The organism is Alistipes sp. AF48-12 (genome assembly GCF_003477565.1).
GTDB lineage: Bacteria > Bacteroidota > Bacteroidia > Bacteroidales > Rikenellaceae > Alistipes_A > Alistipes_A hominis.
The window spans coordinates 244,868-258,824 of the sequence record NZ_QUDJ01000001.1; the positions used below are offsets into that span (position 1 = coordinate 244,868).

Annotated in this window: 9 protein-coding genes and 1 pseudogene; 5 read left to right on the forward strand and 5 right to left on the reverse strand. The window is 57.8% G+C overall.

Going from position 1 to position 13,957, the window contains the following annotated elements; translation table 11 throughout:
• Positions 1–11: 11 nt before the first annotated feature.
• Positions 12–3,055 (reverse strand): annotated as a pseudogene (gene secDF, locus DW082_RS01085) (protein translocase subunit SecDF).
• A 276-nt stretch (positions 3,056–3,331) separates the two neighbouring features.
• The gene (locus DW082_RS01090; protein WP_055205691.1) at positions 3,332–3,586 is read right to left on the reverse strand and encodes a hypothetical protein; all 255 of its coding nucleotides are present in this window, start codon (positions 3,584–3,586) and stop codon (positions 3,332–3,334) included.
• 402 nt (positions 3,587–3,988) lie between these two features.
• Between DW082_RS01090 and DW082_RS01095 the strand changes: the two genes are divergently transcribed.
• From DW082_RS01095 to DW082_RS01115, 5 genes are all read left to right on the forward strand, one after another.
• The gene (locus DW082_RS01095) at positions 3,989–6,301 is read left to right on the forward strand and encodes a glycosyl hydrolase family 28-related protein (protein WP_182424053.1); all 2,313 of its coding nucleotides are present in this window, start codon (positions 3,989–3,991) and stop codon (positions 6,299–6,301) included.
• A 112-nt stretch (positions 6,302–6,413) separates the two neighbouring features.
• Positions 6,414–7,799 (forward strand): cytochrome-c peroxidase, encoded by a 1,386-nt coding sequence (locus DW082_RS01100; protein WP_118456939.1) that lies wholly within the window; start codon positions 6,414–6,416, stop codon positions 7,797–7,799.
• A 135-nt stretch (positions 7,800–7,934) separates the two neighbouring features.
• Positions 7,935–8,930 carry a cation diffusion facilitator family transporter gene (locus DW082_RS01105; protein WP_118456941.1) on the forward strand — a complete coding sequence of 332 codons (996 nt, stop codon included), beginning with the start codon at positions 7,935–7,937 and terminating at the stop codon, positions 8,928–8,930.
• A 153-nt stretch (positions 8,931–9,083) separates the two neighbouring features.
• Positions 9,084–10,241 carry an MFS transporter gene (locus tag DW082_RS01110; RefSeq protein ID WP_055205790.1) on the forward strand — a complete coding sequence of 386 codons (1,158 nt, stop codon included), beginning with the start codon at positions 9,084–9,086 and terminating at the stop codon, positions 10,239–10,241.
• Positions 10,242–10,349: 108 nt separating this feature from the next.
• Positions 10,350–11,879, forward strand: coding sequence for a DUF4832 domain-containing protein (locus tag DW082_RS01115; protein WP_101572106.1), 1,530 nt, complete (start codon positions 10,350–10,352; stop codon positions 11,877–11,879).
• Positions 11,880–11,946: 67 nt separating this feature from the next.
• Here DW082_RS01115 and DW082_RS01120 read toward each other — a convergent pair whose 3' ends face one another.
• From DW082_RS01120 to DW082_RS01130, 3 genes are read right to left on the reverse strand one after another with little or no spacing between them, the layout of a single operon-like run.
• Positions 11,947–12,153 carry a heavy-metal-associated domain-containing protein gene (locus DW082_RS01120; protein WP_055205686.1) on the reverse strand — a complete coding sequence of 69 codons (207 nt, stop codon included), beginning with the start codon at positions 12,151–12,153 and terminating at the stop codon, positions 11,947–11,949.
• A 19-nt stretch (positions 12,154–12,172) separates the two neighbouring features.
• Positions 12,173–13,711: a beta-L-arabinofuranosidase domain-containing protein gene (locus DW082_RS01125; RefSeq protein ID WP_118456943.1), complete on the reverse strand. Its 1,539-nt coding sequence runs from the start codon at positions 13,709–13,711 to the stop codon at positions 12,173–12,175.
• Positions 13,621–13,929, reverse strand: coding sequence for a hypothetical protein (locus DW082_RS01130; protein ID WP_118456945.1), 309 nt, complete (start codon positions 13,927–13,929; stop codon positions 13,621–13,623). The genes DW082_RS01125 and DW082_RS01130 overlap by 91 nt, the downstream gene beginning before the upstream one ends.
• Between the last annotated feature and the right edge of the window lie 28 nt (positions 13,930–13,957).

Here is a 13,957-nt window from a genome sequence, read left to right on the forward strand (position 1 = left end):
TCTGCGCACGCTTACTTCGCAGCAGGCTCTTTGCGGCGAATCAGGTCGTATGCGATCGGGGTCGCGGTGAATACCGTCGAGTAAGTACTGATCAGCACGCCGAACAGCAGCGCGAAGACGAACCCGCGGATCACTTCGCCGCCGAACAGGAAGATGGCCAGCAACACGACCAGCGTCGTACCGGAAGTATTGATCGTGCGGGTCAGCGTCGAGTTGATCGCATTATTGATGTTGTCCTTGATGTTGCGTTTCGGATAGAGCGTCTGGTACTCGCGGATACGGTCGAAAATCACCACCTTGTCGTTGATCGAGTAACCGATGATCGTCAGGATCGCGGCGATGAACGACTGGTCGACTTCGAGGTTGAACGGCAGCAGGCCGTGCAGCAACGAGAACAGACCGATCGTGAACAGGGCGTCCAGGGTCAGCGAAATCACGCTGCCGACACCCCACTGCCAGCGTTTGAACCGGATAATAATATAAAGCGCGATAGCGACCAGACTGAACAGCACGGCGATAACCGAATCGACCTTGATGTCGTGCGCCACGCTCGGCCCCACTTTGTCGGAACTGATGATCCCGTACGGATTCTGCGCCGTCGTCAGGAATTCGGCTTCGGTAAGCTGCGCGGTCATCAGCGGCGAGAGCGCCTTGTACAACATGTCTTCGATTTCGGCGGTCACGTTGTCCCCCTCGTCGTCGTATTTATACTGCGTAACGATACGCATCTGGTTGTCCTGACCGAACTGTTTCACTTCGTAACCGGTGCCCGTGAAGACATCGCCCAGCGCTTCACGCACTTCGTTCGCGGTGACCGGCTGGTCGAAACGCACCACGAAAGCGCGGCCGCCGGAGAAATCCACGCCGTAACTCATCCCGCGCACGCCCAGCGAAACGAGCGTTATCAACAGCATGATACCCGAAATGACATAAGTGATCTTGCGCTTGTCGATAAAGTTGAACTTGGTGTTGGCCAGGAAATTTTCGGTGAATTTGTTCGAGAAGGTAATCTTGCGTTCGCGGTTCAGCATACCCACGAAAATCAACCGGGTGATCAGGATCGCGGTGAACAGCGAAGTGATGATACCGATGATCAGCGTCGTGGCGAATCCCTGCACCGGGCCGGTGCCGAAGATGAACAGCACGATACCGGTAATCAGCGTAGTAACGTTACCGTCGATAATGGCGGACATGGCATTCTTGTACCCCTCGGCCACGGACATGGCGAGCGTCTTGCCCATGCGGAGTTCCTCCTTGATACGCTCGTAAATAATCACGTTGGCGTCCACCGCCATACCCATCGTCAGCACGATACCGGCGATACCGGGCAGCGTCAGCACGGCTCCGAACGAAACCAGCACGCCGAACAGGAAGAACAAATTGCATATCAGCGCGACGCTTGCCACCCAACCGGCTCTGTTATAGTAGAAGATCATATAGATCAGCACGAGCACGAATGCCAGGATAAACGACATCATACCGGCGTTGATCGACTCCTGACCGAGCGACGGGCCGACGACGGTATCCTGCGTAATCCGCGCCGGAGCGGGCAGCTACCCGACTTCAACACATTGGCCAGGTCGCGCGCTTCGTTGATCGTAAATTGTCCGGAAATCGACGACTGTCCGCCGGAAATCTCCCCGTGAACCACGGGAGCCGAATAAACGTAACCGTCGAGCACGATCGCAATGCACCGATCGACGTTGTCGGCCGTCAGACGGGCCCATGTCCGCGCTCCGGAAGCGTTCATCGTCATCGACACTTCGGCGCTCGATCCGTGCTGCGCATATCCTTCGCGCGCCTCGACGACCGATCCGCCGTCCAACGGGGCTTTGCCGTCGCGCGTATTGGCCTTGATAGCATAGAGCGCGAACGTCGTCTCCTGCGGATCGATGGCTTTGACGCCCCACATCAGCTTGATATCGCGGGGCAGCAGCGCTTTCACCTGCGGAAGACTCATATAACGGTTCACGGCGGCCGTATCGAACGACTTGGCCCATCCGATCACCGGCCCCCTGCCGACCTGTCCCTGCTCGTCGGCCACCGGACGCAGCTTCGCGAACAGCGGGAATTTGGAAATCATCGCCTGTTCGTCGGTTTCCACATGAGAAGCATCGGTGCTATCGAGCTGCGAAATCAGCGTCGAATTGCCCGCTGCGGCGGCACTGTCGGCATTCGCCAGCATCGTGCTGTCCGCAGCGACGGTAGCGACGACCAGGCTGTCCGCAGCGGCGGCAACAGTCGACGCGCCGCCGGTTTCCGCAACGATTTCGCCCGCATCCTGCAGTTCTTTGATCACGTCATTGGCCTGCACCAGCGCCGGATAGATCTCCTGGTTTTCGTAAGTGGCCCAGAATTCGAGGCTGGCCGTCCCCTGCAACAGTTTGCGGACGCGTTCCGGCTCCTTGACGCCCGGCAGTTCCACCAGTATCCGTCCCGAATTTTCAAGACGCTGGATATTGGGCTGCGTCACGCCGAACTTGTCGATACGGTTGCGAAGCACGTTGAACGAGTTTTCGATCGCGCCTTCGGCCGACGACCGGAGCACTTTGATCACTTCGGCGTTCGTACTGTTCGGGGTGATCTGTTCGCGCAGTTCCGGCGTATTGAAAATATAGCTCAGCCGACCGCCGTTCGAAATCTTTTCGTAGGCTTCGGCAAAAAGCGTGATATAATCCTTCGTACTGTTTTTCTGCTCTTCGCGGGCCTGCACCAGCGCCTGGTTGAAACCGGGATCCTTGCTGTCGTTCGAAAGCGCCCGGATCACATCCTCGATCGAGATCTCCAGCATGACGTTCATACCGCCGCGCAGGTCGAGACCGAGGTTGATCTCTTTCTCCTTGCACTGCTTGTAATTGAACTTTATGAACCCGAGGTTGTAGACAGTCTGCGATTTGATCGAATCCAAATAATTTTGCTCCTTGACCGCGTCTCCGGCAGCATACTGGGCCGCCTTGTTCTCCACGTGCCGCGTAACAAAAGTAAATGAGAGTTGATACGCACAGGCGACCGCGAGCGCGATAGCCAAAAATTTCAGTGCACCTTTATTCTGCATTTGTTCAAAAGTTTTATATATTTTCGTTTTTACTGACCCGCTGATATTCCCTGCGTTCGGCTATGATAACCGCATTTGGATTGCAAAGCTACATATTTTTTTGCGAAATACAACAAACGGCCGTTTTAAACCGTTAATTTATCCTTTAGTATCTTACGACAGCTGCGCGTCAACGCGATACGGAGCCGCCCGACATGCACGGAAACACGTTTCGCCCCGCTCGCAAAACGACAGGGAGACCGTTTTCGATCTCCCTGCCGCCCGATTTCCGCCACGTTACTGCTGATCCTTCTGCTCGGCGATAATACGCATCGCGCACTCCAGGATCGAAGCATCGTCTAAAGTCACCACTCCCCCGTCAGGACCTTTCTCGAGATGAATGCCCACCGGGCCGCCTTCCTTGAAATGCGTCCCGCCGAAATAATTCCGCACAACGTTAACGTCTATGTTCAATTCATCCGCAATACGCTGCGAACTGCCGCTGGGCAGTTTGTCCTTGATTCGGCGCAGCTCGTTAAATGTAATTACCATAATCCTTAAGGTTTAGTTTAAGTTATGCAAGATCTGTCAATAAATTCCATACAACGATCAATCCAGTTTTAAAGGTATAAAAAATAAAATTCAATTCAAAAGGAATCCCTCCGTTTTTTTCCGATTCACCGCATAACGAATCAACAAACAACATATTAATGTTTTTTTACGCTTTCCGGAACGGTTGTCCCGGCCCCTGTCCGGATTTGCAAAAAACGTTTACGTCTCCCCTTTTTCCGAATTCGTACGGGAAATTTTTCGAAAAACAAAAATTTTCCATAATTTTAGTCCGGAATGATACGTCCGTCCGCACGATCCGGCAGGCGCCGGCAACGCGGCGGGACGAAATCCTTCCCGTTTCCGCCGGACAACCGTTTTCGATATGAACCCAAAACCGACCGTATGCCAAAAAAAATCTCCCCTTTTCGCAGCCTGCTGCTTTGCGCCGCCTTGTCGCTGACCGGACAGGCCCCGGCCCAGCCGGGCCCGACTCCCGGGCTGACTTTCGAACAACCCGGCTCCGCCGAACGGTTTACCGCCGTAAACGGCAGCGTGGCGACCCGAGACGGAGCGTTGGAATACACGTTCCGCAAAGGTTCTTCGCTCAGCTCGCCGCCGCTGGCGGGCAGCCGGCACCTGCTCTACAATCCGACGCTCGAAAAACGCAACACGGTACTCCTGCTGATGGAGAACCGGAGTTCCGCGACCCGGCTGCGACTCCGTTTCATCACCGACCGGGACAGCACCTATGACGAAGCGAAATCCAAGATTTTCGAAATCGAACCGAATTCGCCGAAAAAAACCTGCTACCTCAACCTGTCGGACAACCCGCACGCCAAAGGCCGCCTGAAGGGTTTCCGGATCGAACCGCTCGGCGGCAAGGGCATGCTCCGAATCGACCGGATCACGTTCGAGCAGGAGGCCGCGCTCGAACCGCAGGCCGGCCGGATCGACGGCTGCACCGCCACGCCGCATGAGATCGCGGTCACCGGCAGCATCGACCCGAAATACCGCAATCGATACTCCCGAATCGCGATTTACGAAACTTCGATGCTACAACCCGAAGACGATATCGACCGGATGACCGAATTGTACGAAGGCGAACTGACTCCGGAATTCCGCATCGCAGGCATCCCGATGCGCAATGGCGACATGACGCGGCTGAGCAGCCAGTTCCTGGCGGTCGTCAAAGACGACAAAGGCAATTTTCTAAAGATCGGGCCGCGCTTCTACATCGACAACTGGAACGATTTCGAAGAGAATCCCTACGCTTTCGCATTGCCTTCGCTCACGGTTCACGCTACCGACTACGGAGCCAAGGGAGACGGATTCACCGACGATACCGACGCCATCCAGGCGGCGATCGACGACGCTGCCGCGAAGGGGGGCGGACGGGTCGTGCTCGACGGCGACGGCTCGTTTTACGGCAAACGCTATGTCGCGACCAACATCCTGCTGAAAAGCAACATCGAACTGCACATCGCCGAAGGCGCGATCCTTTGGCAGTCGCAGGACGCGCGCGATTACAAGTATAAACCGGCCTACGGGCACGAAGGGTCGATCCCCGGCATCAACTGGACGCACAACATGCACGTTTCGAACCTGCCGCTGCTCCAGGGCAAAAGCATCGAAAACATCAAGATCACCGGCCCCGGCAAGATCCGTTCGATGGATCCCGAATGCCAGGACGAGCGCTACGCCGAGGAAGATTACCAGCGTTACTGCGCCGACCGCATCCACGTCATTCCGATCGGGCTGTGGAACGTGCGCAACATCGAAGTGTCGAACCTCGACATCGTCCGTTCGAACAACTACCACACGGCGTTTTACGCCTGCGAGAACGTCTTCATCGGCAACCTGAAGATGCACGAGGTTCAGTGCGTCAGCGGCGACGGCCTGGGACTCGGCGTCGGAACGCACAACGTCAAGATCGTCCGCGCGTTCCTCGAATCGAACGACGACGGCGTGGTGCTGTGGACCGCTTACGACGACCCGCGCGGCATCCTGTGGTGGTGGGCGCGGCCGGACGCCGACAATTCGATCCGCAACGTAACCGCCTGCCACAGCTACATCAATTCGGGCGGCGGCAAGGCGATCGCCTTCATCCCGTGGGGAACCGACAACCCGGACTGGGGCGACACCGAAATCGACAGCATCACGGTCTACGATTGCGTCCTCAAAGGGGGATATGCGGTCGGCACCTGGCCCGACAATCCCTATTTCGGCAAACAACCGTTCGACAACACCGAGCAGGACGACTACTCGCCGATCAAAAACGTCCGCATCTACCGCAACAGCTACCTCAGTCCTTGCGACTTGCTCTGCATCCGGCCGACCAATTTCATCTCCGACTGCGGCATCCGCAGCAGCGGCACGTTCCAGAACGGAAACTTCGAACACGGCCGCGCCTACTGGACGATGCGGGGCGACGCGGGCGTCCGGGACGGCTGCGGCTACGCCGACGGAGGACGTCTGTACGAAGGGCTTTATCTGACCCGCGGCAGGCACACCTTCACGGCGGAAGTACAGGGCGACGGATCGCTCTACGCCGACAGACTAAGCCTGTTCGAAGAGAGCGTGCCGATCGCACGAGCGGATTTCAGTTCCGAAACATGGACGCAACGGACGTTGACGGTCGATATTCCCGAAGACGGCACTTACGCCCTGGGGATCGACGGAAACGGTGCGCGGATCCGAAAAGCCGCCGTCGACTGATCTTTCCGAAGGAAATGATTTTTTTGTTGGAAATTTCAGACAACCTGCTTATCTTTACCCCCATAAGTCCGTATTTGCAGACCGGATTTACGGCAATAAACCCGAACAAAAAATGAAAAAAAGCGTAAAAGTCATTCTGGCGCTGGCGGTAATCGCTATCGCGCTGACGATCACCTATCATGCGGTGAACCGGATTCCGGCTCCCGAACTGACGGCCGAAATGCGGGTAAAAGCGATCTTCGACGACGGCGGCTGTCTGGACTGCCACAGCGCGACACCGAACCTGCCCTTCTATGCCAACCTGCCGGTCGCAGGCGATATCGTCAAGAAAGACGTATCCGAGGCGCTCAAACACACCGACCTGACGGAAGCGTACCGGGCGCTTTCGGACGGCAGGCCGGTCGGCGAAGTCACCCTGTCGAAAATCGAAAAATCGGTTGCCGACGGCTCGATGCCGATGGCCAAATACTACCTCGTGCACTGGGGATCGTCGCTTACCGACGCCAAAAAGGAGATCCTGCTCGATTGGGTGAAAAAACACCGGGCGGAACACTATCCGAATAACCTGTCGGCGACCGTTTTCGCCAACGAACCCATCCAACCGATCGCCGATTCGATCCCGGTGGACATCCGCAAAGTCGCACTCGGCGAAATGCTGTACAACGATCCGCGGCTGTCGTCGGACAACACGGTTTCGTGCGCGTCGTGCCATAACTTGCAAACCGGCGGCGTCGACAACAAAGCGTACTCGGAAGGAGTGGGCAAGCAACTCGGCGGCGTCAACGCCCCGACCGTGTTCAATGCCGTCTACAACTTCGTGCAGTTCTGGGACGGCCGGGCGGCGGATCTTGCCGAACAGGCCGGCGGCCCACCGTTGAACCCGGTCGAAATGGCCAGCGCGTCGTGGGACGAAATCATCGGGAAATTGAAAACGGACAAAATCTTTACGAACGCTTTCACCGCCGTTTACCCGGAAGGCTACTCGGGCGAAACCATCACGGACGCCATCGCCGAATACGAAAAAACGCTGCTCACGCCCGATTCGCGGTTCGACCTCTACCTGAAAGGCGATTCGACGGCGTTGAGCGCGGAGGAGCTTCACGGATACGAACTTTTCAAAGAGAACCGCTGCGCGACCTGTCACGTCGGCCCGACGCTCGGCGGACAGTCCTACGAACTGATGGGACTCTACGGCGACTACTTCGCCGACCGCGGAACGGAAATGACCGAAGAAGACAACGGCCGCCACAAGCAAACCAAAACGGACTACGACCTGCACCGATTCAAAGTTCCCGGACTGCGGAACGTAGCGTTGACGGCTCCCTACTATCACGACGGGACGCGCCAGACGCTGGACGAGGCGGTCAGCGACATGGCGAAATACCAGGTCGGGAAAACGCTGCCCGAAAGCGACGTGAACGACCTGACCGCATTCCTCGAAACCCTGACCGGAAAGCTCAACGGGCTGCCGCTCACGGACGGCAGCGCCCTGAACTGATCCTTCGACGGAGAAATACCTTGAAAAATTCCGCCGACAGCGGAATTTTTCATTTCCCGGAATACGGAACGCGCCACACGACCGTCGTTCGACCCGGCAAAACGCACTCCGCACCAAACAAAAAAACGACGAAACATGAAAAGCAGAACCGAAAGCGAAATCAAACAACGGGTACAACGGCGGATCATCGCCTGTTCGGTACTGCTGATGGGCGGCAAATTTCTGGCGTTCGCCCTGACCAATTCGGTGGGTATCCTGACCGACGCGATGGAAAGCATCGTCAACGTAATCGCCGGATTCATCAGTCTGTACAGCCTGTACCGGGCCGCCAAACCGAAAGACGAAAACCACCCGTTCGGACACGGGAAAATCGAACTGATCTCGGCATCGGTCGAAGGACTGCTGATCGCCGTGGCGGGCGGGATCATCATCTTCGAAGGCGTCAGGCGGCTTTTCGAACCGGCCGCGATCGAAAAACTGGATATCGGTATCGTACTGGTAGCCGCGGCCGGAGCGGTCAACTACCTGCTCGGCCGGTACAGCATCCGCACGGGCCGCCGATACGATTCGATCGCGCTGGTGGCCGGGGGCCGGCACTTGCAATCGGACACCTATTCGTCGATCGGCCTGGTCGCAGGCCTGTTGCTGCTGTACGTAACCCGCATCGGCTGGATCGACAGCGCGCTGGCGCTGATCTTCGGCGGCATTATCGTCTGGACGGGCTTTTCGATCCTACGTAAAACCGTGGCCAATCTGACCGACGAAGCCGACCGCGAATACCTCGAAAAAATGCGGACGACCATCGCGGAAAACCCGCACCCGGACTGGATCGACATCCATAACTTGAAAATGATCCAATACGGCAGTTACTTCTACATCGACTGCGACCTGACGCTGCCGTGGTATTACAACATCCGTCAGGGACACGCGGCCTGCACCGAACTGCGGGAAACCATCCAAAAAGGATTCTCCGACCGGGTGCTGCTGTCGATTCACACCGATTCGTGCGACGAAAAACACTGTAGCCACTGCGCCGTCGGCGACTGCCCGTACCGCCGCGAACGGTTTGCGGCTCCATTGATCTACACGCTGCGGGAACTGACCGAAACGGACGAAGACCGCGACGAGTAACCGTTTCGGCTCCCCCACCTCTCCGCAACGACGCCGGCCGTCGCTCACAAAACCGGTCCGGAAACATCCCCGCAAAACTCTTTTTCGAAAACGACAGCCGTTTTCAAAAATTCCGTACATTTGCCGCGGAAATTTCGAGGGAAAATTTTTACGATGGGAACATTGTCACTGAGCGCTACGAAATACTACCGGATCTCGGTCAGCGCTTTTTTCTTTATTCAGGGCCTGGTATTTTCGAGCTGGGCCAGCCGCATCCCCGACATCAAAGACGCCCTGCACCTGAACGAAGCGGTGCTCGGATCGGTGCTGTTCGCACTACCGGTCGGACAACTCTCCGCAATGGCGCTGTCGGGCTACCTGGTCAGCCGCTACGGCAGCAAGCTGGTACTGACCGTAGCAGCGTTGCTCTACCCGGCCGCGCTGGTCGGACTCGGAGCGGCCTCGTCGATTGGACAGCTCACGCTGGGACTCTTCCTGTTCGGCATCACGGCCAACCTGTGCAACATCGCCGTCAACACGCAGGGAGTCGGCGTCGAACGGCTCTACAACCGCAGTATCATGGCGTCGTTCCACGGCTTGTGGTCGCTGGCCGGATTCTGCGGAGGGCTGGTCAGCACGCTGATGGTTGGTTACGACATTCCGCCGCTGATGCATTTCTGCATCATTTATGCGGTTACATTCGCGGTGCTCGTCACGATGCGCGGCTCGATGCTGCCGCGCGACGCCAAGCCGGCCGACGAAAAAAAACCGAAAAAGGTTTTCGTCCGTCCCGACCGTTACATCCTGCTGCTCGGACTGATCGCTTTCGGCAGCATGGCCTGCGAGGGAACCATGTTCGACTGGAGCGGCGTCTATTTCGAAACGGTCATCCGACCTCCGAAAGAGCTGATCCGGCTCGGCTACATCGCCTTCATGTGCACGATGGCCTGCGGCCGGTTCACCGCCGACCGGCTCGTAACGCGATTCGGGGCGATCCGGGTGATCCGCGCCAGCGGCATCGTCATCGCGACCGGGTTGCTGCTGTCGGTGCTGTTCCCGCACCTGACTACCGCCACGCTGGGATTTTTGCTGGTCGGATTCGGGACGTCGTCGGTCGTGCCGTTGTGTTACAGCTTGGCCGGGCGGTCGAAAACGATGCTGCCGGGGGTGGCGCTGGCGACCGTCTCGACGATCGGATTTTTCGGGTTTCTGCTCGGCCCGCCGGTAATCGGCTTCATCGCCCACGCGTTGAATCTGCGTTGGTCGTTCGCGCTGATCGCCCTGATTGGCCTCACGACGACCGTCGCCGCCCCGATGCTGCGACAGAAATAGTTCCGGGCTTCCGCTCCGCCGGAACAGGCGGCCGAAATCCCCTTCCGAGAAGTATCGCATACGATTTTTTTCGCTATATTTGAACGAAACGTATCAAACGATACCGATATGAAAAAAATCAACCGACGCACTTTTTTGCAGCAGGCGGGACTCGTAACCGCCGCCCTCGCCGCGGGAATGTACGATCAGGTCGCAGCGCGGCCGTCGAGCGGCACGGCCGCCGGAAGCCTACCCTCAGCGGCAACCGACGACATCACTTCCGAAAACGGCCGGTTCACCGCCGCGCTTCGGGATCACGGCCGGGCGCTGACCAACCCGGGCATGGGCTGGACAATGCATTTTTACTCGAACATCCTCTCCAACTACGGATCGCAGCTCGAACCGTCCGATACGCTGGACGATTTTCCGGGGCTGAGCACCGTCTACCTGCGGGTTCCGTGGGCCTTTCTCGAACCCGAGGAAGGCAAATTCGTCTGGGAACTGCTCGACACCCCGGCGCAGCGCTGGATCGACAAAGGCAAATACGTCGCCTTCCGCGTCAGCGCGACCGAAAGCTGGCTGTACCACGCCACGCCGAAATGGGTATTCGACGCCGGAGCGACGGGATACGACGTCGAAGGTCATTACCTCGAACCCGACTACGAAGACCCGGTATTCATAGAGAAGGTGGAAAACTTTTTGCGGGCGATGGCCGAACGCTACGACCGCAACCCGCACGTCGCCTTCGTGGACGTCGGACACTTCGGGATGTGGGGCGAGGGCCATACGGTCATGAGCACGCCGAAGCACGGCCGTTCATGGGGCCTGGAAACCCAGAAAAAACACATCGACCTGTACTGCAAGCATTTCAAAAACACCCAACTTTGCATCTCGGACGACTTTGCCGGGCACGACGCGCCGGGCAGCCGTTTCCCGATCACCGATTACGCCTTCTCGCGCGGCGTGACCATCCGCGACGACAGCATCCTGGTGCAACCGCCGCCTCATTCGTGGTACCACAGCGAAATGGCTCAGCTCTTCTGGCCGACGCTGCCGGTAATCCTCGAACACGAACACTACGGCGGATCGAAAGAGCGCGGCAGTTGGGACAAAAATCTGCTGGTCAAGTCCGTCGAGGATTACCACGCCTCGTTCATGTCGATTCACTGGTGGCCGCGCATCCTGCTCGAAGAGAACCGCGACGCGATCGACCGGATCAACCGCCGGATAGGTTACCGCCTGCAGGTATCCGGAATATCGTGGCCCGAAAGCGTAAAAATGGGCGAACCGTTGGAAATCCGTTCCGCATGGAGCAATGCGGGCGTAGCCCCCTGCTACCGCGGCGGCCACCCGTGTTTCACGTTGAAAGACGACAAAGGGGGAATCGTATCGGCGCTGGTGGTCGACGATTTCGACCTGCGCTCGCTTCCGGTTTGCGAAGCGGGAAAAACCGAAGAACGGCAAATCGTTTCGACGTTCCGGATCGCTCCGCGCTATGCCGACAAAGCGGGCACTTTTTTCCGCGCGTGCAAACCGGGCGTTTACGACCTGTACGTCTCGGCCGGTATGCGCGACGGCACCCCGGTCTACGAACTGCCCTACAACGGCAATGACGGACGGCGACGCTATAAACTGGGACGGATTACGGTTAGCGAATAAACCGACGGACACGACGAAGGGGTTCCGCTTTGAAAAGCGGAACCCCTTCGTCGTGTCATAGATGCTTTTACAGAACTTCGGCCTTGTATCCGGCCTGCTCCACCGTCCGGACGATCTCCCCGTCGGACAGGTCGGACGTTACGGTCAATATTCTCTCGGGCGTGCTCAAATCGATCGACCAGCTTTCGGCCGGCACGATCTTGTTCAGCGCCTCCCCGATGCGGGCGACGCATCCGCCGCACTTGGCGTTAGTTTTGAATCTTGCTGTTTTCATATCTTCTTCATTCTATATTCTATTCGAGACAAACTGTCGCGGTATCCATTTTCACGGTCACCATCCGGTGGTAATTCGCTCCGGACGAAACGGCCGGGTCAAGCAGATGGTACAGCGGCGTAAGCCGGAACTCCGTACCTTCAATCCGGAAAGCATCCGGTCCGTCGGCGACGATCGGGAATTCTTTCCCGGCCAGTTCCAGCGGAGCGTCCGCTTCATAACCGAGCACCAACGGCCCATACATCGCCTTATAAAGCGTTTTATCGGCAATATCCCGGTTCTCGAGCGGCACCCAGCGGGGTTCGAAGCCGTAATTCAGCGCCACCGTATCGCCGGCGTCGAAATGCCCGCTCACCCGCAGGAATCCCTGCACGAAATGTGCCGAAACATCCGAATGCGACGGCAGTTGCACCGAATCGGGACGAAGGTAAGACGGCACCGCCAGCGCAAGGGTCACGACGCGCTTCGGCGCTTCGGTCACGATGAACTCGACCCGGTTCCCGAACGGGTAACCGGTATGTTGCGAGAGCGCGATGTTTCGGTCGGGCAGCGCGAGCGTACTCTCGTGATAGAACGGAACGTACACCGTATCCGCCTCTACGAAATAGGCGTATTCCGCAGCGCGGCCCAATCCCTCTCCGCCGCGCATCGTGCAGCACCAGGTCGCCTCGTCGGCATGGATCGCCAAGTCGGGCGACACGACGCCCACCGGCCGGTCACACCCGAATCCGCCGTTGGCACGCTGCGTAGCGGCTATCCCGTTCAGGTAGATCTTATCGGCGTCCTCGAGGTATTGCGGATTCCGCGTAACAGCCCACAACTGCGTGGCGACCAGATAAGAATCAATGATCGCGCAAGGCTCCGTCCAGGTATCGTAACGCCCGAACCAGTTGTAATTCTCGTAATTTTCGGTCATGCCGAACTCTTTATACAATTTCCAGCGTGTCTCGACCTTAGGAATCAGCGTCGTATCCCCGGTCAGGGCCGCATAGCGCAACATCCCGCGCATGGCGGTCAACGACGCATGAGTCTGCGCCTTGATTCCCACCAGATCCATTCTCTCGAAAAGAGCGATCAGCTTTTCTATCAATGCCTTGGACTGCTCCGACGGAACATACTGGTACGAATGGATCAATCCTTCCATCCCGATGAATACGCAGCCGATATCCGACGACAGCCGCCAGCCGCCAACCGTATTCTGCACGCTGCCGGACATGTCTCCCGTACCGGCAATTCGTTCCTTGTCGCTGAGCGGATATTTGTCGACGAACGGCGCGATCGGAATGAACAAGCTGTCCACGATCGTCCGCGCGATTTCCAGTGCCTGCGGATCCTGTTTCCACGCATAATATTCGCACAGCCCGCGCAACAGCCAGCCATGCCCGGACAACTGCTGTTCGTCGACCTCCCCTTCGTGGATCGAACCGAGATAGCCTTTGGCGTTCAGGTGTTCGGGCAGCAGGCGGATCAGTTCGCCGAGGTATTTCGGCTCGCGATGCGAAGCGCGTCCGTCGAGCACCAGGCGAGAATCGTCCGCCCCTCCTTGTCGCCGGGCCATCCGCCCGACTCCTGTTCGGTCCAATAGACCTGTTCCGGCTGATACAGTTCGGTTTCCATCCGGTCGAAATTGCGGCTCAGGCGATCGCCCAATTCACCGCCGACCGTAACGTTCTCGAATCCGGCCGGAGCCAGCGTCCGATCCCCGTCCTGCAAGCAACCCGCCATAAAACCGGCTGAGCAGAACACTGCCAGATAACTCCAAAATTTTCCTTTCATCGGTTCTTCGATTTTGATTCAGTAGTTC